Here is a 23,588-nt window from a genome sequence, read left to right on the forward strand (position 1 = left end):
CGATGACGATCCCGTTTTCCAACGATATGCCCGAACTGATTGCGACGCGGCGGTATCTGCACCAGCACCCGGAACTGGGGCTTTCGGAGTTCAAGACGTCGGATTTCGTTGCCGAACAACTGATATCTATGGGCTATGAGGTGACGCGCGGGCTGGGCCGGACGGGCCTCGTGGCGAGCCTGAAGAATGGCACCTCCGGGCGTGCCATTGGTATCCGCGCCGATATCGACGCCCTTCCAATTCACGAGGAAACAGGGGCCGAGTATGCGAGCCTCAACGAGGGCCTGATGCATGCCTGCGGGCATGACGGACACACGGCCATGTTGCTTGGAGCCGCAAAGGCGCTTGCCGAGCGGCGCAATTTCGATGGCACCGTGCATCTGATCTTCCAGCCGGCGGAAGAGAATTTTGGCGGCGCCAAGCTGATGCTCGAAGACGGATTGTTCAAGCGTTTCCCCTGCGATGCCGTCTTTGCCCTGCATAACGATCCCGGCATTCCCTTTGGCAAGATCGCCGTGAAGGAAGGGCCGATCATGGCGGCGGTGGACGAGTGCCGCCTGATTGTCAATGGTCGCGGCGGCCATGGCGCTGAACCCCAGGACACCGCCGACCCAATCGTGGCGGGCGCCAGCATCATCATGGCTCTGCAAACCGTCGTCTCCCGCAACATTCATCCGCTCGACCAGGCTGTTGTCACCATCGGCGCGTTCAACGCGGGCAAGGCGAGCAATGTCATCCCCGAGCGTGCGGAGATGGACCTGACCATCCGTTCCTTTGATCCGAACGTGCGCGACCTCCTGGAAACGCGGATCCGGCAGATCGCCGAAGGCCAGGCTGCCAGCTATGGAATGAGCGTGACGATCGAGTATGAACGCGGCTACGAGCCGACGATCAACCATACCGCCGAAACGGATTTCGTGCGCGACGTGGCCAAGAGTGTGGTGGGTGAAGACAAGGTATTCGACTTAGCCCGCGCTTCCATGGGCAGCGAGGACTTTGCCTATATGCTGAGCGAAGTGCCGGGCACTTACTTCCTTCTAGGAACCGCCAAGACCGATCGCGACCCGCCGCTGCACCATCCCCGCTTCGACTTCAACGACGATGCACTGCCAATCGGCGTCGCCATGTGGGTGGAAATCGCAGAACGCTATCTCAAGCCAGCCTGAAGGGCTGGCTAAAATTACGGATCAAGCCGGGAAGACACCGCAAACGAGCGCCGCAACGAAGATGAATGCGGCGCCGATCAAGGTCGCGTGGAGAACCGTTTCCAGACGGCTGGACAACGAAACAGCCTTGCGACCGGAATTCACCGAAAACTCGCTCTGCTGAACATGTGCCATCTGAGTGCCTCCACTGTGAGGCTCACACACTATCCGTTAAGACGACCGATGCGATAGAGATTGAATTCCAATCCAACGGCACCCTGTAGAAAATCCTTTCGCGGCAAGCCAATCGGTATAAGACTCCGCTGATTCGTTGCTTGCATCTGGCGGGAGTGATGATGCCGGACTTTGATGCTGTGGTGATTGGTGCAGGCGTTGTTGGCCTGGCTACGGGGCGTGCACTGGCGCAAGCAGGACTTTCCGTGCTGATTCTGGAATCGGCGTCCGCCATCGGGACGGGCACATCTTCTCGTAACAGCGAGGTGATCCATGCGGGACTCTATTATCCGACCGGCAGCCTGAAAGCCAGGCTCTGCCTGGAAGGTCGCAGGATGCTCTACGATTACTGCGAGAGCCGCGGCGTGGAGCACCGGCGTTGCGGCAAGCTGATCGTCGCCACACGCTATGACGAAATCCCCCTTCTGGAAGCGCTGCAAAAGCGGGGCGAAGCAAACGGCTGTGATGATCTGCGCATGCTGAGCGGCGCAGAGGCGCGCCATTTGGAGCCGATGCTGAACTGCGAGGCGGCTCTCATCTCTCCGTCAACTGGCATTATCGACAGCCATGCATACATGCTGGCGCTGCAGGGAGAAGCGGAAGACGCCGGCGCAACCTTGGCTCTGCGCGCGCCTTTTCAATCGGCAGCGCCGTTGGCTGCAGGCTTCCAGATCGAGATCGGCGGCAAGGAGCCGCTGGTATTGACCTGTACCCTTCTCGTCAATGCGGCCGGATTGCATGGATCGGACGTGGCACGGAAAATCGAGGGGCTGAGGGAGGATGTAATCCCGCAGACACGTTACGCCAAGGGCAATTACTTCATGCTGGCCGGGCGCGCGCCCTTCAGCCATCTGATTTATCCGGCACCGCATGCGCATGGCCTCGGCGTCCATCTGACGCTCGATCTCGGCGGCCAAGCACGCTTCGGTCCCGATGTGGAATGGGTGGAGAACATCGACTACGCCGTGAACCCCAAGCGGGTTGCAGGCTTTGGCGATGTCATCCGGCGCTATTGGCCCGGGCTTCCAGCCAATTCACTCATACCGGGCTATAGCGGCATTCGCCCGAAGATCTGCGGTCCCGACGACCCCGGGGCGGATTTTCGCATAGACGGGCCCGACGTTCACGGGCTGCCGGGACTCATCAATCTCTTTGGCATAGAGAGCCCGGGGCTGACAGCATCGCTTGCGATCGCCGCGTCGATTCGAGATCGGCTGGTACCGGAAAAGACAAGGGCGGTGGCGTGAACTATACGCCTTCCGTATTCATCTCCAGCCGAAGATAAGCCTTGATGGGCAGGTGATCGGAAGCGATCCGCGATAAAGCGCTATCATGCACATTCACCTTGTCGATGAGGCCAGAGCGGTTCGCCATGATCCTGTCCAGCGCCAGTACAGGCAGCCGTGAAGGAAAACTCGGCACGGCCTCCGGCATGGAACGGAAAACGCTGGCCAGAGAATTGAGCGAGGAGCGATCTCCCAGGCGCCATTCATTGAGATCACCCATCAGAAGTGTCGGCTGCTCGTCCCGCTGGCGCAAGAGGTCGATCAGCATGCGCGCTTGCTGCTGGCGGGAACGGTTCAAGAGCCCGAGATGCGCGGCGATGACTCGGAGCAGCGCACCATCCTTCATCTCCAATTCCGCCATCAGAGCGCCGCGCGGTTCGAGGCCGGGAAGCTTGACCTGATGGACATGCCGAACGGCCCCTTCGCGAAAGAAGAGCACATTGCCATGCCAGCCATGAGCCTTGGCAACACCGGCCACAGGCACCGGCGTCAGACCCGTTTCCCGCTCGATCCAGGACAAATCGAGAAGGCCGCGACGCTCGCCAAAGCGCGTATCCGCCTCCTGGAGCGCAATCAGATCCGGCCCGATTTCGCGAATGACCTGGCTGATACGGCCTGGATCGAACTTGCCATCCACGCCGACGCATTTGTGAACGTTGTAGCTCGCCACCAGCAGCCCCGGCACATCAGGGCTTTGGCCCTCACCTGACAGGACACCACGCAGACGCCTGTTGCGGATGGAAGCGATGATGCTGGCAGGCAGGGTTTTCGGTTTTTCAGACATCAATCACGAAGCAGTGGCGATTTTCATACATGGATTGAACTATAGCGGACCAAGGCTTCGATTCCAGTTGCCGCTCAAAGATAAGGTGAGCCAAGCCATAACACGCGCTCGAAAAGCCGTACGAGGAAGGGCCGAGCGCGAAGGTCATGCAGTGTCACCCGCTCTGCGGCACCCAGCGATTTTTCGATACGGGCCTCCAGCGTCTCGGCAAAGGCGCTGTCCAGCACCTCCAGATCCACTTCGAAATTCAACCGAAGGGAGCGAGGATCGATGTTGGATGAGCCGACATAGGCCCAGCGGCCATCGATCACCATCAGCTTTGAGTGATTGAACGGGCCGGACGCACGCCAGATCCGGCAATCGCCTTTGAGGATCTGGTCGAACTGCGCGGTCATGGCGCGATCGACAAGTGTCAGATTGTTGGACTCAGGCACGATGATATCGACCTCGACGCCGCGCCGCGCCGCCGTTGCCAAAGCGCTGATCAATTCGCGGTCCGGCAGGAAGTAAGGCGATACGATCCGAATAGAACTTCGGGCGACGGAGAAAGCCCCCATCAGCATCTTATGGTTTGTCTCGACGCTACGGTCCGGACCGGATCCGACGGCACGCATCAGCACGGGTTGCCCGGGTTCGGAGGTGGGCAGCGTCACATGCCAGGCTGGACCTTCGAGGATCTCGCCGCTGGCAAACTGCCAATCTTCCATGGTGATTGCAAAGAGATCAGCCACAACAGGGCCGGTCACCCGAAAATGGGTATCGATCGCATAATCCCTGCCGGTGATTTCCTCAGAAAAGGCTTCGCGGATATTCATGCCGCCAGTAAAGGCGATCTCGCCATCCACCACCATGATCTTGCGGTGGGTGCGAAGGTTCGCATAGGGCAGGCGCAGGCCCATGATGACATTGCCGTTAAAGACATCGACGGTAATCCCACCATCCCGTAGCATGCCGAGAACACTTGGCACCGAATAGCGAGCGCCGACCGCATCGATCAGCACGCGAACTTCGACACCCCTGGCAACCGCCGCTGAGAGCGCGTCGACGAAGCGGCGGCCGATCCGGTCGCGATCGAAGATATAGGTTTCCAGTATGAGGCTGCGGCGTGCCTTGCCGATCGCCTCAAGCATGGCGCTGTAGGCAGCATCGCCGCCGTCCAGTATGTCAATCGTATTGCCGGTGGTCAGATGGTGGCGGGTGACGCGATCGCCCAGCGTCTTCATGGAGCAGAAGCGGCGGCCAAAGAAGGACAGGATCAACTGATCCGTTGCATCATAGGCCTCCAGGTGCTCCAGCATCGTCCCGCGCAGGCGCGAACGCTGCGTACCAAGGGCCGTGCGACGAATGCGGTTGACGCCCGCCAGGAGATAGAGCACCGCCCCGATGATGGGCGACAGGATGATGATGCCGACCCAGCCAACGGCAGACCGCACCTCCTCCTTCGTCATGGCCACATGAATGGCAGCCGTCGCGCCCATGACGATCGACAGGACAAAGAAGATATGCGGCCAATAGGCAGAGAGAAGCTGGAACATGACCGAAGATATAGGCCCCGGCCATGGAAACGCAATTGGCGAGAGTGACCAGCTTTATCGGCTCGTCATGGCCGCGATCGGCGGCTCTGCTTCCGGCGGGATGGGGCTGGTATAGACCTGCCCACGCAGGCGACGCTTGAGATCGGCCTTGGCCGCTTCCCGCAACTGTTCGCTTTCCAGAACGGCAAGGCCGGTGGCTGCCATCACCTTCGCCGTCGTGATCATGCCCTTGTGCGCCAGCGGGCTCTTGCCCTGGGCGACCACCTGCCAGGTGTGCAACTGCGTACCGATCGCGAGCGTCGGGCCATAGGCCTGCACCGTCGGCACCACCCAACTGACATCCGCGACATCGGTGGAGCCGCCCATCTGGCGCAGTTCGTTATGCGCCGGGAGAATGAAATCGGCCAGCGGAAGATCGTCCCGCATCTCCAGCCGCTCCTGTGCCCAGCTGGAGGCGATGTCTTCCTTCGTCAGCGTGGCGCGGATCGAGGCTGCGAACGCCTTGTCCTTCTCATCGAATTCAGGCGTGCCGATACTCTCCCAGATATCCTGCATCGCATCCATCAGCGGCGTGTTGACGATCATGTTGGAGACGCCTGCGAGAATGGTGCTCTGCATGGTGGTCTCGGTCATCAGGGCCGCACCCTGCGCCACCTTCTTGACCCGCTCGATCAGCGACAGCAGGCCGGAAAGTTCGGGCGCGCGTACCACGTAGCGAACCTTGGCATAGGCCTGCACGACATTCGGTGAAATGCCGCCGGTGTCCAAAACCGCGTAATGGATGCGGCAATCCTGCTGCATATGTTCGCGCAGATAATTCACACCGACATTCATCAGCTCGACGGCATCGAGAGCGCTACGGCCCAGCTCCGGGCTTGCCGATGCATGCGAGGCACGACCGGCGAAGGTGAAATCGATGCGGCAATTGGCAAGCGAGGTTTCCCGCTGCACGCCAGCAAAATTGCTGGGGTGCCAGCTGATGGCGATATCAACATCCTCGAAGGCCCCTGCCCGGACCATGAAAGCCTTTGCAGCACCTCCCTCTTCCGCCGGGCAGCCATAGTAACGCACCCGACCGGCAGCCCCTGTCGCTTCCAGCCAGTCCTTCAAGGCCGTAGCTGCCAGAAGTGAGGCGGAGCCCAGAAGATTATGGCCGCAGCCATGGCCATTGGCGCCGGCAGTGATCGGATCATGCTCGACGGCACCGGCCTTCTGGCTGAGACCGGCCAGAGCATCATATTCTCCGAGGAAGGCGATGACCGGCCCACCCTCGCCCGCCTCACCGATCAGGGCTGTCGGAATGCCGGCAACATTTTCGGTAATGCGAAAGCCCTGCGCCTCCAGCATCTCACGATGCGCGGCAGCAGAAGCCGTTTCCATGTAGCAGGTTTCCGGCGTCTCCCAGACCCGGTTGGCAAGCTCGATGAACACCTCCCTCTTTCGATCAACCGCGTCGAAAATGCGGGGAAGATTGCTGCTCGTGCTCATGCGGATCACCTGACTGCCAGACAAAGAACTGGACGGACCCTATCCCAGCAGAGAGCGAAATGCCAACCGTTCTTGCAAAAATGCTTGACGCTTAAAGTTTAAGCAGCGCGCCTTGCAGACGATTCCAATCCGTGGCGGCAGGCAGACCGATACGCAGATGATGCGGAAGATGCGGGAAGCGGCGAACCCAGATCCCTGCTCGCGCCAGACGATCGAAAACCTCACTGGCGCGCTCGTGCCGGACGAAGCGAAACAGGCTCGTGCCCCCTTCGATCTCGAAGCCAACTTCCCGCAGAAGGTCATCCAGGCGCGCCGCCTCGTCCGCTAATTGATGCCGCATCGCCGCCTGCCAGGCGCGATCGGCAAGCGCCTCTCTGGCAATGGCAAGGGTCGCGCCGGGAACGGGCCAGGGGCCAAGGCGCTGAGCGAGATAATCGGCCATGGCAGGTATGGCGACGGCAAAGCCGAGACGAACCCCCGCAAGGCCGTAGAACTTGCCGAAGGACCTGAAGACAGCGAGCCCTTCATGCACGGCATCGGCCACTGAAGGACCTGATACAGCCACATCCATGAAGGCCTCGTCCACCACCAGAAGGCCTTGTCTTTCTGCCAGATGCCGCGCCAGCGTCAGGATCTCTTCGCGATTAATCAGGCGACCTGTCGGGTTATTGGGGTTGACGATGATGGCAAGGTCGGCCGTTTCGAGGTCGGCGAGATCCGTTGTCTCGTGCACCTGAAACCCGGCCAATCGGGCCATATGCGCATGTTCCGCATAGGTGGGCGACAGGATAACCGCCTTGAGATCATGACCGGGCCTCGACCCGAACACTGCCTGGATCAGCAGTGGCATGAGAATCTGGGTACCCGCCGCCGCCGCGACATGCCGGGGTGACGGCGCGGCATAGGTCTCCGCCGCAAGCAGTTTCAGCCGATCAAGGTCATCGCATTCCGGCAGGCGAGAAAAAGCGGTGGCCGGAAGAGTGGAATAGGGATAGCAATGCGGATTGATACCCGTTGACAGATCGATCCAGGGTTTTGGTGCTTGCGGAAATAGCCGCTCAGCCTCAGCCAGATTGCCCCCATGATCGATCGGGGAAACGGTTTGATTTTCCGAATTTGGGCCCATGGCATTCACGCTCGCTTTTCTCGCTTTGCTTATTGAACGCGTCTTTGGCTATCCGCAATGGCTGGTCGCGCGCATTGGACATCCCGTCATCTGGATCGGCAAGCTGATCGGCTGGCTGGAGAAACGGTTCAACAACCTGGACCTGACGTTCGACAAGCGACGGCTGAGAGGCATCGCGGCATTTGTCTTCCTCCTCTGGGTCGTCCTCTCAGTTGCCCTCCTTTTGGAAAGCGGCCTGCTCTACCTGCCCATCGGCCTCATTCTGCTGGCGGTGGCATCCTCCAGCCTGCTTGCGCAGAAGAGCCTCGAAGACCACGTGCGGGCAGTTGCAGAAGCGCTGGAAACCGGTGGCCTGGAAGCTGGTCGAAAGGCAGTTTCCATGATCGTCGGGCGTGATCCGGACCAGTTGGATGAGGCAGGTGTGAGCCGCGCGGCGATCGAAAGCCTGGCTGAAAACTTTTCCGATGGCATTACCGCGCCGGCGATCTGGATGGGGCTTCTCGGTCTACCCGGAGCAGCGCTTTACAAAGCGACCAATACCGCCGACAGCATGATCGGCCACAAGAATGCGCGATACGGCGCCTATGGCTGGGCGGCGGCCCGATTCGATGATCTCATCAACCTGCCAGCGTCTCGTCTCACCGCACTGCTGTTTGCTGCCGCCGCCTGGATGACGCCCGGCGCCTCAGCCGCCAAGGCATGGGAAGCGGTGCGCCGCGACGCGTCGAAGCACAAATCACCTAATGCTGGCTGGCCGGAAGCGGCCATGGCGGGCGCCTTGGGCCTGGCACTTGCCGGACCGCGAATCTACGGCGGCGAACTGGTAGACGACCATATGATGGGCAAGGGCGGACGGCGCGAGGCAACGGCTGCAGACATTCGCCAGGCACTTGCGCTTGCTCGTGTCGCGGATCAGCTTTTGATTATCCTGTTCGGCATCATCGCCATCAGCATTATAGGGCTAGGGTGAGGAGGAGGTCCAAATCGAGGTGCCGCTCCATATGGGCGGCCAGCTGGTCCAGAACCTCTTCCACGCCCTGCTCGTAATCCAGCCGTGACGCCTCTCCACCAAGCCGCTTAAGCCAGCTGGAACGCTGCGCATCATCGGCGAATAGGCCATGGGCGTAAGTACCGCTGACAAGGCCGGATTTAGACACGGCTCCTTCTGGCCGCCCCTCAATCAGCGCAAAGGCGCGAGTACAATCCTTGCCCACCGTCTCGCCCACATGCATTTCATAGCCGGCGAAAGAAATTCCATCTGCCGTTGTGCCCTCAACGGCCACCAATCGCTTGTCACCCGTGAGCCGCGTTTCGACATCCAGAAGACCAAGCCCAGGCTCGACAGCACCGGCAGGCCCCTCGATACCGTCAGGATCGGCGACGCTTTTCCCCAGCATCTGATAGCCGCCGCAAAGGCCCAGCACAGGCTTGCCCCGCCGAACATGCGCGGCAATATCGATATCGAAGCCTGCAGCTTTCAGCGTCTGCAGATCGGAAATCGTCGCCTTGGAACCCAGCAGCAGAACGAGATCGGCATCGGCAGGCAACACGCCGCCCGGCCTGACACGGATCAGTTCCACGTCCGGCTCGGCATCCAGCGGGTCCAGGTCATCGAAATTGGAGACGTGCGGCAGGATTGGCACCGCGATCCTGATCTTCGCATCGGCTTTCGACGCCGGCTTCGAGTTTAACGCGAGCGCATCTTCCGCTGGAAGGCGCGAAGCATCGGGAAAATGCGGCAAAAGGCCAATCGGGCTCCAGCCGGTAAACCCTTCGATCATCCGAATGCCTTCATCGAACAAGGTCGGATCACCCCGGAAGCGGTTGACAATGAAGCCGCGGATCATCGCCGCATCTTCGGGGTCGAGCACTGTCTTCGTGCCGGCAAGACTGGCAATCACGCCGCCCCGGTCGATGTCGCCGATCAGCACGACAGGCACATCGGCGGCACGGGCAAAACCCATATTGGCAATGTCGTTGCGACGCAGGTTCACTTCCGATGCGCTGCCAGCCCCTTCCACCAGAACCAGATCGGCTTGGAGCTTCAGGTGTTCGAAGCTTTGCAGCACGGATGACATAAGTCCGGCCTTGATCTGCTGGTATTCGGCGGCCTTGGCATTGCCGCGCACCTTGCCCTGCACGACGATCTGCGCACCCACCTCGCTTTGCGGCTTCAAGAGAACCGGGTTCATGTGGACGGACAACGGCACCTTTGCGGCACGCGCCTGTAGCGCTTGCGCACGACCAATCTCCCCGCCATCGGCCGTCACGGCCGCATTGTTGGACATGTTCTGCGGCTTGAACGGCAACACCTTCAACCCGCGAAGCGTAAACGCACGGGCCAGACCGGCAACCACCAGCGACTTGCCGACATCCGACCCCGTGCCCTGAAACATCAATGCCTTGGCGGGCGGTTTTGCCATCAGAATTCGATCCCGGCCTGCGCCTTCACGCCCGCCTTGAAGTGGTGTTTCACGAGCGTCATCTCCGTCACCATGTCAGCGGCTTCGATCAACGGCGCCTTGGCGTTGCGGCCCGTGACGATCACATGCAGGTCCGGCCGGCGAGTAGCGAGATCAGCAATGACGGTGTCGAGATTGAGGTAATCATAGCGCAGCGCGATGTTTAGCTCATCGAGGATCAGCAGGCCCACATCCGGCAGCGCCATCATTTCCAACGCCTTTTCCCAGGCGCGTTCGGCGGCCGCGACATCGCGCTTCAGATCCTGCGTGTCCCAGGTGAAGCCCTCGCCCATGGTGTGCCAGATCACGCGATCACCGAAGGCCTCCAGCGCCACGCGCTCACCCGTATCCCAGGCACCCTTGATGAACTGAACCACTGCGACCTTTCGCCCGTGCCCCAGCATGCGCAAAGCCAGCCCGAAGGCCGCCGTGGACTTGCCCTTGCCCGGGCCGGTATTGACGATCAGCAGACCCTTTTCGATCGTCTTGGAGGCAACTTCCGCATCCTGCACCGCCTTGCGATTGGCCATCTTGCGGCGATGACGTTCCGCTTCGCTCTCGTCGATCTCCTTCACCGGCCTCTCCTTGCGTGCTTTCCATGGAGCGGCGGACTATAGTCAAAACGATCCGTGCGACAATCGCCCCCCTGCGGTGATCACCATTGACAGGAAGTTGCACAAGGGCATAGTGAACCATTGTTAACGGTCTTTTCCCGGCAACGGGGAAAGCTAAGAGGGAACGTGGTGCGGAATTTCGCCTAAACCACGGCTGCCCCCGCAACTGTAAGCGGCCTCTGCCTAATCAAGGCGGAACGTCCGGCGCACAATGCCACTGAAGGTAACTTCGGGAAGGCGGCGCAGGCACGATGGTCGCGAGCCAGGAGACCTGCCGTTTATGCATGAAATCCGCCGGGCGGGGTGCTCCGGGCAAGGATGTCCTGAACCATGTGAGGAGAGACACCTGACATGGACGCGCCCCATTTTAACGATGATTGGGGTGGATTCTTGGATCTCTCGACACGACAAGAGTTGAAACAGGCCGAAGCAGGCACGCTTTCCCGCGTGATTGTCTATGTCTGCGAAACCTGCCGCAGCGGCCAGGAAGCGGCCGATGCGCCGCGCGATGGTGCCGTGCTGGCGGAACACGCCAAGGCGTTGGCAGCTGCAGGTGTTGAAATCCGCTCGGTTGCCTGCCTCGCCAACTGTAAGCGGGCCTTGAGCGCCAGTATCCAGAGTGCCGATGGCTGGTCTTACGTCTTCGGTGACCTGACCACGGATGCGGCCGAGGACCTGCTGGAAGGTGCGCGCCTGCTGGTGAATTCCACCGATGGCCTGATGCCTTGGAAAGGTCGTCCGGACGCCCTCAAGCGCGGCATGATCGCCCGCATTCCGCCGCTTCAACCCATACTGACAAACGTCGAAGGACAGAATTCATGACCAATTCGCTCGCCCGCGTGCCCTGCACCGTCGTAACCGGCTTTCTCGGCGCCGGAAAAACCACGCTGCTGCGCCACGCGCTGGAAAACATCAAGGGCAAGCGCCTGGCCATCATTGTGAATGAGTTCGGCGATGTCGGCATCGATGGTGAAATTCTCAAAAGCTGCGGCGTCGAAAACTGCCCTGAAGACAATATCATCGAACTGGCGAACGGCTGCATCTGCTGCACCGTGGCGGATGACTTCGTGCCCGCCATTGACAAGATCCTCGCCATGGAGCCCAAGGTCGACCACATCTTGATCGAAACATCAGGCCTTGCTCTGCCAAAGCCGCTCGTTCAGGCCTTCCAGTGGCCGGGCGTCAAAAGCCGCGTGACGGTGGATGGCGTCGTGGCGGTTGTCGATGGTCTGGCGCTCGCCGAAGGCCGCGTAGCCGATGACATGGAGGCGCTTGCCACCCAGCGCGCCGAGGATCAGTCGCTCGACCATGACGACCCAGTGGAGGAAGTCTTTGAAGACCAGATCGCCTGCGCCGATCTCGTCATCCTGACCAAGTCGGATCTGCTCGATGGGGCCGATCTCGAAAAGGCCCGCGCGCATGTGGAAGATCACCTGCCGCGTGCCGTGCGCATCGTGAATTCGCAGAACGGCCAGATCGACCCGGCCATCTTCATCGGGCTTGGTCTCGCGGTGGAAGACGATATCGAAAACCGCAAAACGCATCACGATGACGAGCTGGATCATGAGCACGACGATTTCGACAGCTTCGTGCTGGATATCCCGGCCATTGCCAGCCCCGAAGAACTGAGCCAGCGCATTGCCGATGTCACGGATGCCGAGAAGGTGCTGCGCATCAAGGGCTATGTGGAAGTGACCGGCAAGCCGATGCGGCTTCTGGTGCAGGCCGTTGGTCCGCGCGTGAACCACTATTTCGACCGCCCCTGGAATGCCGGTGAGGACCGCCGTTCGCGCCTCGTCGTGATCGGCGAAAAGGGCATCGACGCCGGGAAGATCAGCGAGATCCTTGCCGCCTGATGCATATTCTCGCCACCACATCCTCGTCGCTCGACAACCTGATTGAGCCGGTTGATCTGAACCAGACGCCGGGGGATGTGGTGGTGCTGTCCTTCACCGATAGCGACCTTAACGGTATTGCGAACGCGTGGAATCGGCTGGAGGGCGAGCGGCCATCCCTTCGCCTTGCCCAACTTGCCGACCTGCGCCACCCCATGTCCGTCGATCTTTGGATCGACAAAGTGGCGCGCCATGCCAAGCTCATTCTCGTGCGCGTTCTCGGCGGCTATGATCGCTGGCGCTATGGCGTGGATGAGCTGGCGCGTATCGCCAGAGAGCGGAATATTCGGCTCTACCTTTTGCCCGGAGAATGTAGCGAACGCGACGAGCGGTTGGAAGTCGCATCCACCGTGGATTTGTCTGAAATACAGCGTGTTCTCGCCTTTTTCCGAACCGGTGGACCGGATAATCTGGATCGATTGGTTAGCCGACTTACGAATAAGCTGTCTGGCAACGCAGATATCCCGGCGGCAGCGGCTACCGACGTGCCGAAGCTTGGTCTCTACCGGCCTCATCAGGGCGTGGTGTCGCTGGACCAGGCCCTGAGCGAGCGTGCAGACAAGCCGCTTCTGCCGCTGCTGTTCTATCGCTCCATGCTGCTGGCCAGCGACGTTGCCCCCATTGATGCGCTGGTGCAAGCGCTGGAAGATCGAGGCGTCTGCGTTCTGCCGATCTTCGTTCCCGGCCTCAAGGATGCGGCAACGCTGAGCTATTTGCGGGACATGCTAGCCCCCTTGCAGCCCGCGGCCATCATCTCTGCCACCGCCTTTGCCAGCAATGCGGAACTGGACGGTGAGACGCTGTTCGATGTTCTGGGCGTGCCGGTGTTTCAAACAGTCATTGCCACCACAAAGCGGCAGGCATGGTTGGAAAACCAGCGGGGGCTCGGCCCCTCCGACCTTGCCATGCATGTGGTGCTGCCGGAACTCGATGGCCGCATTCTGGCGGGTGTTTTATCCTTCAAGGCGGAAAGGCAATCCGGCACCGACTTCGGCTTTACCGGCTTTGCCAATACGCCTGAGCCGGACCGGGTAGAGGCAACGGCGGATCGCATTCTCAACCACCTCGCGCTTTATGCCGCGCCGAAAGCGGAACGCCGCATCACCATTCTGATGCCGGATTATCCCGGTGCCGATGGCCGAACCGGCTATGCGGTCGGCCTCGACGTGCCGGAAAGCGTGCTACAGATGCTGCGAGAGCTGCAGGCCGAAGGCTACGACGTCACGGATATACCGGCCACGGCCAAGGACCTGATGGACCGCGTGTTGCGCCGGACGGAAAACCTCAATGCTGCGGTCTATGCGGATTATCTGGAAACGCTTCCGGAAAAAGCTCGTTCCGTCGTGCAAAGCGCCTGGGGAGATTATAGTGCCGACGACTCCTATGAAGACGGCGCATTCCATTTCCGCGCCGTGCGCTTCGGCAATGTGACCGTCGCGCTCGCCCCGGACCGTGGTCGCGAGGCCGACCGTCGCACGGATTATCACGATCCCGCCCGCCCGCCGCGCCATGCGCTGGTGGCCTTCAGCTGTTTCATGCAAAGACAGCTGCGCACGCAAGCCATCATTCATGTGGGTGCGCATGGCACGCTGGAATGGCTGCCGGGCAAGAATGTCGCGCTGTCGCAAAACTGCTTCCCGGAGATCGTGACCGGCAATCTGCCGGTGCTCTACCCCTTCATCGTTTCCAACCCCGGTGAGGCCGCGGTCGCCAAGCGAAGGATTGCGGCGCAAACGATTGGCCACCTGCCGCCCATGCTGGCGGAGGCTGGCCTGTCGCCCGCCCAGCAAAAGCTGGAACTGCTGGTGGATGAATATGCACAGGCCGACGGCCTGGACCGCAAGCGGCGTGACCGCTTGGCAAAGCTGATCGTGGAGACCGCAGAGGAAACGGGGCTGGCGGCGGAAGCCGGCGTTTCCCGCGAGGAAGATCCGGATACAGCCCTTTCCCGCATTGATGCCTTTCTCTGCGATCTCAAGGATTTTACCATCAAGGACGGCCAGCATGTGTTTGGCCGCGCAGACGAAGGCGAAACCGATCCGCTGCGGCTGCAAAGTGCGAAAGCCGAGCGCGAGGCGCTGCTGGCGGCGCTGGATGGCCGCTTTGTTCGTCCCGGTCCGTCCGGTGCGCCTGCCCGTGGCCGCCGCGATGTTCTGCCCACAGGCCGCAATCTCTTCGCCTCCGACCCACGTACCATGCCGACGCCCACCGCCTTCGAGCTTGGCAGACTGGCGGCTGATGAAATCATACGCCGCTATCTTCAAGACCATGGCGACTGGCCGAAAAGCCTTGTGATCGATCTGTGGGGAAGTGCCAGCCTGCGCAGCGGCGGCGAGGAAGTGGCGCAAGGGCTAGCGCTGATGGGCGCGAGACCGGTTCAGGATGCCGCGACCGGACGTGTCACCGGCATCGAGGTTTTGGCCCCCGCGCAACTGGGCCGCCCGCGCGTGGATGTTACCTTCCGCATTTCCGGCCTGTTCCGCGACATGTTCCCATCGTTGATGACGCTTCTCGATGCAGCCGCGCGTTCCATCGCAACCCGCGAGGAAGCGGACGGTGACAATCCGCTGGCGGAAGAGGCGAAGCGACTCGGGCAGATCCCACCGCGCATTTTCGGTTCGGCGCCCGGCACTTACGGCTCCGGCATCGAGGAGAAGCTTTCCTCCGGCGACTGGCAGGCGCGTGAGGAGCTGGGGAGCGCCTATCTTGCCATGACGAGTCATGCCTTCGGCGGGGCTGATGGTGAGGGTTTCGAAGCATCGGAAAGCTTCGCCGAGCGCGTGCGCCAAGCCGATCTGCTGGTGCATACCGGCGGTGATCCGGGCCGCGATCTGTTGGATGGTTCCGGCGATGTCGCCTTCATCGGCGGCTTTGCCGCAGCCGTGGCAGCCCTTGGCGGCAAGGCGGATCTAATTTCACTCGATACCACCAATCCGCAAAAGCCACGTGCGCGCTCGGTGGCGGAAGCCGTGACGCGGGTGGTGCGCGCCCGCGCCGTGAACCCGCGTTTCATCAATGGTCAGATGCGCCATGGTCCGCGCGGCGCGGCAGAATTTGCCGAGACTGTAGATCGCCTCGTCGGCTTTGCCGAGACAACGCAAGCCGTGCCGCAATGCCTGATCGAAGCCGTTTACGATGCCTATGTGGCCGACGAACGGGTGCGCGATTTCGTGCTGGACCAGAACCCGGAAGCCGCCCGTTCCATCGCCGAGCGCTTGATGTCCGCCCGTCGTCGCGGGCTCTGGCAGCCACGCCGCAATTCCGTGGATCGCGATCTGGAAATGCTGCACGGCTCTGCCCATGCGAGGGCGCGGCGATGAATGCGATAGCCTCTTCCATGGCCCGCGGTGCCTGCCCCGCGCTCGATGCGCCGATGCTGACGGGTGATGGCTATCTCTCGCGCGTGGCGCTGATTGAGGCCATTTCACCAGCTCAAGTGATTGCGCTCTTTTCGCTGTCCGTGAAGCATGGCAACGGCATGCTGGATATTTCGGCCCGCGGCAACCTGCAAATCCGAGGACTGACGCTGGGGTCGGCGGCAAAGCTGGAAGCGGATGTCCGTGCCCTTGACCTGCCGCTGCGCGAAGGGCTGGCGGTGGAATGGTCGCCGCTTGCGGGGCTTGAAGACGGCATTGATCCGCGCCCGCTGGGGCTCGCCATCATGGACCATGCGAGAGCGCTTCGCGGCAGGCTGGCACCCAAACTCTCCGTCGTGCTGGAAACCAATGGGCTGCTCCGGCTCGATGATCTGCTGGCGGATATCCGGCTGGTTGCGACGGGTGAGACCGGATGGAATGTCTTCCTCGGCGGCACACTCAAGACAGGTCGCGCCATCGGCTTTGTCAGGGATGAAAACGCAGCCGATTGCGTGGCAGCACTGCTCGATCATTTCGCAAGCCTTGGACTGAGGGCGCGGGGCAGGCAAATCGAACCTGCCACCCTTCCGCAAGATGTGCTGCGCCACCTGGAGCCTGTTAAAACCCACGTCAGCCAGCCGCAGCAAAACGTGTTCGGACTTTTTGCCGTAGGACAAGCTTACAACGCCCTGCGCGTTGCACTGCCCTTCGGCCAGATCAATGCTCGGGCACTGGCGGAATTCGCTCGACAGGCAGAAGATTTCAGCATCGAGAGCATCAGGCCTGCCCCGGATCACAGCCTTGTCGCCTTCGGGGATGAGAAGGCTTGCGCAAACCTGCATGGCGTGGCGGAGCAGGTGGGCCTTATCGTGCAAGCAGATGATCCTTTAAGGCAGATCGATGCATGTCCAGGTTCGCCTTCCTGCAACTCGGCGCGGCTGGAAACGCATGCGCTGGGCCGCTTTGCCGCCAGCGAGACGCCCGGCCTGTTCGACGAATCGCTTCGGCTACATCTTTCCGGCTGCGCCAAGGGTTGCGTTCACCCAACACCCTCGCCGCTTGCACTGGTGGGCAGCGAAAACGGCAGCCATCTTGTATTCTGCGGCAAAACCACGGATACCCCGATAAAACAGCTTGCCCCCGGCCATGCGAAAGCGGCTCTCAGAGCCCTTGCGCGCCTCATCGAGACATCACGACGGGACGGCGAAACGAACCATGATTGCCTTGTGCGGCTCGGTCCCGGCGGGATTGTCGCGGCCCTTGGCGAAGGACCTTGATGACGGACTACGATTACATCCGCGATGGCGATGCGATTTATCGCAAGTCCTTCGCCATTATCCGCGAGGAAGCGGATCTTTCCCGCTTCACGGACGAGCAAGCGGATGTCGCGATCCGTATGATCCACGCCTGCGGGCTGGTGGAAGCAGCAGCGCATTTCGAGTTTTCGCCCGATTTCGTCGGTGCCGCACGCAACGCGCTTCTGGCCGGCAAACCGATTTTCTGCGATGCGCAGATGGTAGCCCACGGCGTAACTCGTGCTCGGCTTCCGGCCAACAATGAAGTGATCTGCACGCTGCGCGACCCGCAGATGCCGGACCTTGCCAAACAGGTGGGCAATACCCGCTCCGCAGCCGCGCTGGAACTGTGGCGAGATCGGCTGGAAAATTCTGTGGTGGCCATCGGCAACGCCCCGACTGCCCTCTTCTATCTCCTGGAAATGCTGGACAAGGGCTGCCCGAAGCCCGCCGCCATCATCGGCATGCCGGTCGGCTTTGTGGGTGCAGCGGAAAGTAAGGAAGCACTGGCGGAAAGCCGCCACGGCATTCCTTATGCCATCGTCAAAGGCCGCATGGGCGGTTCCGCCATGACGGCAGCCGCCGTCAATGCGCTGGCGAGGGCGGGCCTGTGAGCAACATAACTCCCGGCAAAGTCTATGGCGTCGGCACCGGCCCCGGTGATCCCGAACTGCTGACACTCAAGGCCGTGAAGGCGCTGAACAATGCCGATGTTCTCGCCTTTTTCAGCAAACGCGGTTCCCGCGGCAATGGCCGCACCATTGTGGAAGCGCATGTGCGGGCTGATATCCTCGAACTGCCACTTATCTACCCGGTGACAGTGGAAGAGGACAAGGACAGCGAAAGCTACAAGCGCGCCATTGATGGCTTCTTCGATCAATCGGCGGCGGAAATTGCGGTGCATCTTCAAGCGGGCCGCAATGTCGCGGTTTTGAGCGAAGGCGATCCGCTGTTCTACGGCTCCTACATGCATCTGCATCTGCGGCTCGCTCCGCATTATCAGGCGGAAGTCATTCCGGGCGTCACGGCCATGTCCGGCTGCTGGTCGCTCGCGGGGATGCCGCTGGTGCAGGGCGACGATATCCTGAGCGTTCTCCCCGGCACTCTGCCCGAGGACGCGCTGACGTCACGTCTGGCCGGAACCGATGGCGCTGTGATCATGAAAGTGGGCCGCAACCTGCCGAAGATCCGCCGCGCATTGGCCGCGACCGGCAAGCTCAGCGGCGCGATTTATGTAGAGCGCGGTACCATGCCGACCGGCCACGCCGTGCCTCTGGCTGAACGGGATGAGACTGCACCGGCACCTTACTTCTCGCTAGTGCTGGTTCCCGGCTGGAAGACCCGTCCGCAAGGGGTACTGGTATGACGGGCAAGCTCACCGTCGTCGGCCTCGGCCCCGGCAGCCCGCAGCAGATCACGCCGGAAGCGCTGAATGCCGTTGCGGAGGCGACGGACTTCTTCGGTTATGGTCCCTACGTGGACCGGCTGGATCTGCGCCCGGACCAGCGCCGCCACGCCTCCGACAATCGGGAGGAGATTTCCCGCGCCGGTGCAGCGCTGACGCTTGCCGCGCAAGGGGAAAGAGTCTGTGTGGTTTCGGGTGGCGACCCCGGCGTCTTTGCCATGGCTGCCGCCGTCTGCGAGGCAATTGAGGCGGGCCCGGCGGAATGGCGCAAGGTGGAGTTTGCCGTGGTTCCGGGTGTCACGGCCATGCTGGCTGTCGCGGCAAAGGCCGGTGCGCCGCTGGGGCATGATTTCTGCGCCATCTCGCTTTCCGATAACTTGAAGCCCTGGAATGTCATTGAGAAGCGTTTGATCGCCGCGGCGCAAGCAGGTTTCGTAATGGCGTTCTACAATCCCGTCAGCAAGGCGCGTCCGCACCAGTTGGGGCAGGCTCTCGACATTCTACGCGCTCACCTGCCGGGAACGGTGCCAGTCATCTTCGGTCGTGCCGCAGGACGTGCCGATGAACGTATCAACGTCGTGCCGCTGTCAGAAGCCCATTCCGACTTGGCCGATATGGCGACCTGCATCATCGTCGGTTCCACGGAAACGCGGCTGATTTCCCGCGAGGGGCAGCGCCCGCTGGTCTATTCGCCACGCTCCTGGATGGCTGGGAAGGCCTGATCCACATGGGCAGTGAGCGCCTCAACCGTCTGGAACGATGGAGCCTCCGGCAAAACCGGACGCTGGATCATCACGACCTGCAGCGCAAGAGCCCGCGCCGCCGCGATCTTGCCATAGCTGGCGGCACCGCCCGAATTCTTGGAAACGATCACCTCGATGCCGCTTTTGGCCAGCAGCACCCGCTCATCTGCTTCGTTGAAGGGGCCGCGGGCAGTAAGGTAACGTACGTTCGGGAGACTGAGCGGCGGCTCCACAGGATCGACGCTGCGTACGAGATAATCATGCTGCGGCGCCGCCTCAAAGGGCAGAAGCTCCTGACGACCGAGAGCGAGGAAGGCACGGCGCGGCTCATGCCCCAAAGCCTCAACGGCCTTTTCGACACTTTCCACTTGAATCCAGCGATCCTCCGAATGCGGTTCCCAACCGGGGCGGCGCAAAGCTACCAGCGGCACGCCGGAAAGAGCAGAAGCTTCTGCCGCATTAGCGGAAATGCGCGCCGCATAAGGGTGCGTGGCATCGATCAGCAGATCGAAAGCGTTCGCCTTCAGATAGCCCGCAAGCCCTTCCGCACCCCCGAAACCGCCCACACGAACCGGAACCGGCTGTGCAACGGGCGCTTTGGTTCGTCCCGCGAGCGACAGCTCCAGCCGGAAACGGTTCATGCCGCGCAAGGCTTCGGCCAGCTGTCGCGCTTCCGTCGTTCCGCCCAGAATGAGAATGGAGTACACCGCCATGGCTCCTGATTTGCGCTCGTCTCTTCTACCCGCTGACGTCTGGTTGTCCATCGTCGGCATTGGCGAAGATGGTCTTGCTGGTTTGGGAGAGAGAGCAAGACAGGCGATTGCCGGGGCGGAATTCGTCTTCGGCGGCACGCGCCATCTGGAACTTGCCAAGGCAGCAATCACAGGCGAGGCCCGCCCCTGGCCCCAGCCATTCGATAGTGACATGAAGGCCGTGACGGCGCTGAAGGGCCGAAAGGTTTGCGTGCTCGCGTCTGGCGATCCCTTCTTCTTCGGCGCCGGCGTAACGCTGGCACGGCAGGTTCCGGCGAACGAATTCAAAGTCTATCCAGCGCCTTCCGCCTTTTCGCTGGCGGCATCGCGGCTGGGATGGGCCTTGCAGGATATCGAGACCGTTTCACTGCACGGGCGCTCGCTCGATCTCATCCGGCCCCTTCTGCATCCGGGACGAAGGGTGCTGGCACTGACCTCTGACGAGTACGGCCCCGCAGCCATCGTGAAACTGCTGATGGCGAACGGTTTTGACGAAAGCCGGATCACGGTTCTGGAAGCGCTGGGCGGTGAACGGGAAAATGTTAGCCGAGTAAAGGCGTCGAGCTTCGATCTGGTTGACCTTGATCCGCTGAACCTTGTTGCCGTGGAAGTGCAGGCCGAACCGCAGGCACGCATTCTGCCGCTCGGCTTCGGGCTTCCAGACGATCTCTTCGAGCATGACGGTCAGATCACCAAACGGGAAATCCGCGCGGCAACCTTGTCTGCCCTTTCCCCCCGGCGCGGCGAACTGCTGTGGGATATAGGCGCTGGCTCCGGCTCTATTGGTATCGAATGGATGCTCGCCCATCCTTCCATGCGCGCCATCGCCATTGAACATCACGCAGAGCGGGTGGCGCGCATTCGTCGCAATGCGTCGACCTTCGGCGTACCGGGGCTTCAGGTGGTAGAGGGGAAAGCGCCCGAAGCGCTGGCGGGCCTGCCCGTGCCGGATGTGATCTTCATCGGCGGCGGCGGCAGCAAGGGTGGCGTTCTGGAGGCGGCCATCGCGGCACTGTCAGCCGGTGGCCGGCTGGTTGCCAACGCGGTGACGCTGGAAATGGAGCGAGTCCTTCTCGATGCACAGGCACGGCTTGGCGGCAGGCTTATCCGGCTTTCGGTCGATCGCGCCGAACCGGTTGGCCCCATGACCGGCTGGCGGGCTGCCATGCCTGTCACGCAATGGGCCTGGGTGAAGGACGTCGCGTCATGATGGCGATCGGCATCGGCTGCCGCAAGGGAACGGCACCGGAGGTCATTCTGGCGGTGATTACGGAAGCCTTACAGAAGCAGGGGATCGGCATCAGCCGACCGCTCGTTATCGCCACCGGGGGCATAAAGGCTGATGAAGAGGGCATTCGCGAAGCCGCTCAGCGACTCCTGGCAACATTTGTCGTGACGACGGATGAGGCAATGCGCGCCGTTGCGATCCGTACCCTCACCCATTCAGACGTCAGTTTTTCCTACACCGGCCTGCCAAGTCTGTCAGAGGCGGCGGCCCTTGCCGCAGCCGGACCAACGGCACGCCTCATTGGGCCGCGTCACGTTTCGCAGGGCGTCGCCTGCGCCATTGCCATTTTGGAGAATAGAGCATGACCGTTCACTTCATTGGCGCAGGCCCCGGTGCCGCCGATCTCATCACCGTACGCGGCCGCGATCTTATCGCCCGCTGCCCCGTCTGCCTCTTTGCCGGCTCCATCGTGCCGCGCGAACTGCTGGATTATTGCCCGGAAGGCGCTCGCATCGTCGATACGGCCTCGCTGTCATTGGATGAGATCGAGGCGGAATACATCGCCGCCCAGAAAGCGGGGCAGGATGTCGCCCGCCTGCATTCCGGCGATCTCTCCGTCTGGAGTGCCGTGGCCGAACAGATGCGGCGGCTGGATCGCCTCGGCATTGATTATACGCTGACGCCGGGTGTTCCGTCCTTTGCGGCTGCCGCCGCCGCGCTAAAGCGTGAGTTAACCATTCCAGAAGTGGCGCAAAGCCTCATTCTTACCCGCGTTTCAGGTCGCGCTTCAAAGATGTCGGAGCGGGAAAACCTCGCCAACTTCGCGGCAACGGGCGCGACGCTTGCCATTCACCTCGCCATCCACGCGCTGGACAAGATCGTGAGCGAGTTGACGCCTTTCTACGGTGCAGATTGCCCTGTCGCCATCGTGGTGAAGGCCACATGGCCGGATGAAAAAATCCTGCGCGGCACGCTTTCCACCATCACGGCACAGGTGGCGGCAGAACCGATCGAACGCACAGCGCTGATCTTCGTCGGCCCCGGTCTGCAAGCGGAGGATTTTCGCGAGAGCGCGCTTTACAGCACAGATTACGTGCGGCGGTTCCGGTCGGGCAAAGGCGACGCGGATGTCTGATCCGACGGCATAAACGGCGCTTCGCCCACCAGCCGCCCCTCGCGGTCGAAGACCAGCACTTCCAGAGCGATCTCAGGCGATTGCAAGGCTTTCGCAGCCGTTTTCCAGGCGAGCGCGGCGACGTGGTTTCCCAGTGATAGTCCCTTCGCTTCGGCCAGCTGGAATGCATGCAGCACCGAGTTTGCCTTGGCGATTTCATCGGCCAATGCCGCATCCGCCCCCGCTTCAACCGCCACCTTCGCCAGTGCTTCCAGATCCGCCAGACCGCGCTTGGAATGAACATCCAGCATGCCCTGCGCGAGCTTGGTCATCTTGGCGACACCGCCGGCGACAGTCACCTTCGGCACCGGATGCTTGCGCAGATATTTCAGCATGCCGCCAACAAAATCGCCCATGTCGAGCAGCGCCGTCTCGGGCAGATTGTGATGCGCCTGCACCGCCTTTTCCGTGGTCATGCCGGTGGAGCCGGCGACATGGGTCAGGCCTTCCGCACGCGCAACATCGATGCCGCGCCAGATTGAGTGGATCCAGGCGGAACAGGAAAAGGGAATGACGATGCCTGTGGTGCCGAGCACCGAAAGCCCGCCGACAATGCCGAGCCTCGGGTTCAGCGTTTTCTGCGCCAGCGCCTCGCCATCGGGAATGGAAATCTCCACCTCGAAATCCATGGTCTCGCCTGCCACCTCCGCAATGGAAGCGGTAATCATCTGGCGCGGAACGGGGTTAATGGCCGGTTCACCGGGCGGAATGGGAAGGCCGGGGCGCGTGACCGTGCCTACGCCTTTGCCGGCGGAGAAGCGAAGTCCCTTTCCCTGTTCACCGCGACGGATGGTCGCGATGATGAGGGCACCATGGGTCACGTCGGGGTCGTCGCCCGCGTCCTTGATGATGCCCGCGCGGGCAAAGCCATCCCCCAATTCCTCCAAAGCCAGAGAAAAGGCTGGCCTTTGCCCGCCGGGCAAGGTCACTTCCACCGGATCCGGGAAGCCGTGGCCCAATAAAGCAGAACAGGCCGCCTTTGCCGCCGCCGTCGCACAAGTTCCCGTGGTCCAGCCACGCCGCAGCTCTTTGCCTTCCGCTTCCATGTTCGCATCTATATCGTTGC

22 protein-coding genes and 1 riboswitch are annotated in these 23,588 nt (G+C 61.6%); of the genes, 13 read left to right on the top strand and 9 right to left on the bottom strand.

The window, feature by feature from the left end; translation table 11 throughout:
* Positions 1-2: 2 nt before the first annotated feature.
* Positions 3-1,166: a M20 aminoacylase family protein gene (locus Q2T52_RS24145; RefSeq protein WP_302079478.1), complete on the top strand. Its 1,164-nt coding sequence runs from the start codon at positions 3-5 to the stop codon at positions 1,164-1,166.
* 21 nt (positions 1,167-1,187) lie between these two features.
* Here Q2T52_RS24145 and Q2T52_RS24150 read toward each other — a convergent pair whose 3' ends face one another.
* On the bottom strand, positions 1,188-1,340 hold the full coding sequence (locus Q2T52_RS24150; RefSeq protein WP_302079479.1) for a hypothetical protein: 153 nt from the start codon (positions 1,338-1,340) through the stop codon (positions 1,188-1,190).
* Between the two features lie 161 nt (positions 1,341-1,501).
* Here Q2T52_RS24150 and Q2T52_RS24155 point away from each other — a divergent pair, with 161 nt between their 5' ends.
* Positions 1,502-2,626 carry an NAD(P)/FAD-dependent oxidoreductase gene (locus Q2T52_RS24155; protein ID WP_302079480.1) on the top strand — a complete coding sequence of 375 codons (1,125 nt, stop codon included), beginning with the start codon at positions 1,502-1,504 and terminating at the stop codon, positions 2,624-2,626.
* A 1-nt stretch (position 2,627) separates the two neighbouring features.
* Here the strand turns inward: Q2T52_RS24155 and Q2T52_RS24160 are convergent, their stop codons facing one another.
* From Q2T52_RS24160 to cobD, 4 genes are all read right to left on the bottom strand, one after another.
* Positions 2,628-3,449, bottom strand: coding sequence for an endonuclease/exonuclease/phosphatase family protein (locus Q2T52_RS24160; protein WP_302079481.1), 822 nt, complete (start codon positions 3,447-3,449; stop codon positions 2,628-2,630).
* A gap of 74 nt (positions 3,450-3,523) precedes the next feature.
* Positions 3,524-4,984 (bottom strand): cardiolipin synthase, encoded by a 1,461-nt coding sequence (cls, locus tag Q2T52_RS24165; RefSeq protein WP_302079482.1) that lies wholly within the window; start codon positions 4,982-4,984, stop codon positions 3,524-3,526.
* 54 nt (positions 4,985-5,038) lie between these two features.
* On the bottom strand, positions 5,039-6,472 hold the full coding sequence (locus Q2T52_RS24170; protein ID WP_302079483.1) for a M20 family metallopeptidase: 1,434 nt from the start codon (positions 6,470-6,472) through the stop codon (positions 5,039-5,041).
* Between the two features lie 91 nt (positions 6,473-6,563).
* Positions 6,564-7,598 carry a threonine-phosphate decarboxylase CobD gene (gene cobD / locus Q2T52_RS24175; RefSeq protein WP_302079484.1) on the bottom strand — a complete coding sequence of 345 codons (1,035 nt, stop codon included), beginning with the start codon at positions 7,596-7,598 and terminating at the stop codon, positions 6,564-6,566.
* Between cobD and cbiB the strand changes: the two genes are divergently transcribed.
* Positions 7,597-8,568 (top strand): adenosylcobinamide-phosphate synthase CbiB, encoded by a 972-nt coding sequence (gene cbiB, locus Q2T52_RS24180; protein ID WP_302079485.1) that lies wholly within the window; start codon positions 7,597-7,599, stop codon positions 8,566-8,568. The two genes, cobD and cbiB, sit on opposite strands and share 2 nt — an antisense overlap.
* Here cbiB and Q2T52_RS24185 read toward each other — a convergent pair.
* On the bottom strand, positions 8,552-10,021 hold the full coding sequence (locus Q2T52_RS24185; protein WP_302079486.1) for a cobyric acid synthase: 1,470 nt from the start codon (positions 10,019-10,021) through the stop codon (positions 8,552-8,554). The two genes, cbiB and Q2T52_RS24185, sit on opposite strands and share 17 nt — an antisense overlap.
* On the bottom strand, positions 10,021-10,635 hold the full coding sequence (gene cobO, locus Q2T52_RS24190; RefSeq protein ID WP_302079487.1) for a cob(I)yrinic acid a,c-diamide adenosyltransferase: 615 nt from the start codon (positions 10,633-10,635) through the stop codon (positions 10,021-10,023). The genes Q2T52_RS24185 and cobO overlap by 1 nt, the downstream gene beginning before the upstream one ends.
* 110 nt (positions 10,636-10,745) lie before the next feature.
* Positions 10,746-10,967, top strand: a riboswitch (cobalamin riboswitch).
* A 58-nt stretch (positions 10,968-11,025) separates the two neighbouring features.
* Between cobO and Q2T52_RS24195 the strand changes: the two genes are divergently transcribed.
* From Q2T52_RS24195 to Q2T52_RS24225, 7 genes are read left to right on the top strand one after another with little or no spacing between them, the layout of a single operon-like run.
* On the top strand, positions 11,026-11,496 hold the full coding sequence (locus tag Q2T52_RS24195) for a DUF1636 family protein (protein ID WP_302079488.1): 471 nt from the start codon (positions 11,026-11,028) through the stop codon (positions 11,494-11,496).
* A complete protein-coding gene (cobW, locus tag Q2T52_RS24200) occupies positions 11,493-12,530 on the top strand; it encodes a cobalamin biosynthesis protein CobW (protein ID WP_302079489.1) in 1,038 nt (345 codons plus the stop codon). Before Q2T52_RS24195 ends, cobW begins: the two co-directional genes overlap by 4 nt.
* A complete protein-coding gene (gene cobN / locus Q2T52_RS24205) occupies positions 12,530-15,889 on the top strand; it encodes a cobaltochelatase subunit CobN (protein WP_302079490.1) in 3,360 nt (1,119 codons plus the stop codon). Before cobW ends, cobN begins: the two co-directional genes overlap by 1 nt.
* Positions 15,886-17,202 (top strand): precorrin-3B synthase, encoded by a 1,317-nt coding sequence (gene cobG / locus Q2T52_RS24210; RefSeq protein ID WP_302079491.1) that lies wholly within the window; start codon positions 15,886-15,888, stop codon positions 17,200-17,202. The genes cobN and cobG overlap by 4 nt, the downstream gene beginning before the upstream one ends.
* Positions 17,202-17,834, top strand: a complete 633-nt coding sequence (locus Q2T52_RS24215) for a precorrin-8X methylmutase (protein WP_302079492.1) — start codon at positions 17,202-17,204, stop codon at positions 17,832-17,834. The genes cobG and Q2T52_RS24215 overlap by 1 nt, the downstream gene beginning before the upstream one ends.
* Entirely contained in the window at positions 17,831-18,586 is a 756-nt protein-coding gene (locus Q2T52_RS24220; RefSeq protein WP_302079493.1) for a precorrin-2 C(20)-methyltransferase, read from the top strand. Before Q2T52_RS24215 ends, Q2T52_RS24220 begins: the two co-directional genes overlap by 4 nt.
* Positions 18,583-19,347: a precorrin-3B C(17)-methyltransferase gene (locus Q2T52_RS24225; protein WP_302079494.1), complete on the top strand. Its 765-nt coding sequence runs from the start codon at positions 18,583-18,585 to the stop codon at positions 19,345-19,347. Before Q2T52_RS24220 ends, Q2T52_RS24225 begins: the two co-directional genes overlap by 4 nt.
* On the opposite strand, the gene Q2T52_RS24230 is transcribed toward Q2T52_RS24225, so the two are convergent.
* Complete coding sequence (locus tag Q2T52_RS24230; RefSeq protein WP_302079495.1) at positions 19,311-20,081, bottom strand: cobalt-precorrin-6A reductase; 771 nt, start codon at positions 20,079-20,081, stop codon at positions 19,311-19,313. The two genes, Q2T52_RS24225 and Q2T52_RS24230, sit on opposite strands and share 37 nt — an antisense overlap.
* On the opposite strand from Q2T52_RS24230, the gene cbiE reads away from it, so the two are divergent.
* The 3 genes from cbiE to cobM are packed head-to-tail and all read left to right on the top strand — an operon-like array spanning position 20,080 to position 22,483.
* Positions 20,080-21,330 (top strand): precorrin-6y C5,15-methyltransferase (decarboxylating) subunit CbiE, encoded by a 1,251-nt coding sequence (gene cbiE / locus Q2T52_RS24235; RefSeq protein WP_302079496.1) that lies wholly within the window; start codon positions 20,080-20,082, stop codon positions 21,328-21,330. The two genes, Q2T52_RS24230 and cbiE, sit on opposite strands and share 2 nt — an antisense overlap.
* On the top strand, positions 21,327-21,713 hold the full coding sequence (locus Q2T52_RS24240) for a cobalamin biosynthesis protein (RefSeq protein ID WP_302079497.1): 387 nt from the start codon (positions 21,327-21,329) through the stop codon (positions 21,711-21,713). The genes cbiE and Q2T52_RS24240 overlap by 4 nt, the downstream gene beginning before the upstream one ends.
* Positions 21,710-22,483, top strand: a complete 774-nt coding sequence (gene cobM / locus Q2T52_RS24245) for a precorrin-4 C(11)-methyltransferase (protein ID WP_302079498.1) — start codon at positions 21,710-21,712, stop codon at positions 22,481-22,483. The genes Q2T52_RS24240 and cobM overlap by 4 nt, the downstream gene beginning before the upstream one ends.
* Here cobM and Q2T52_RS24250 read toward each other — a convergent pair.
* The gene (locus Q2T52_RS24250; protein WP_302079545.1) at positions 22,438-23,568 is read right to left on the bottom strand and encodes a cobalt-precorrin-5B (C(1))-methyltransferase; all 1,131 of its coding nucleotides are present in this window, start codon (positions 23,566-23,568) and stop codon (positions 22,438-22,440) included. The two genes, cobM and Q2T52_RS24250, sit on opposite strands and share 46 nt — an antisense overlap.
* Positions 23,569-23,588: the final 20 nt, after the last annotated feature.

This window comes from Rhizobium oryzicola, from assembly GCF_030504645.1.
Taxonomy (GTDB): Bacteria; Pseudomonadota; Alphaproteobacteria; order Rhizobiales; family Rhizobiaceae; genus Neorhizobium; species Neorhizobium oryzicola.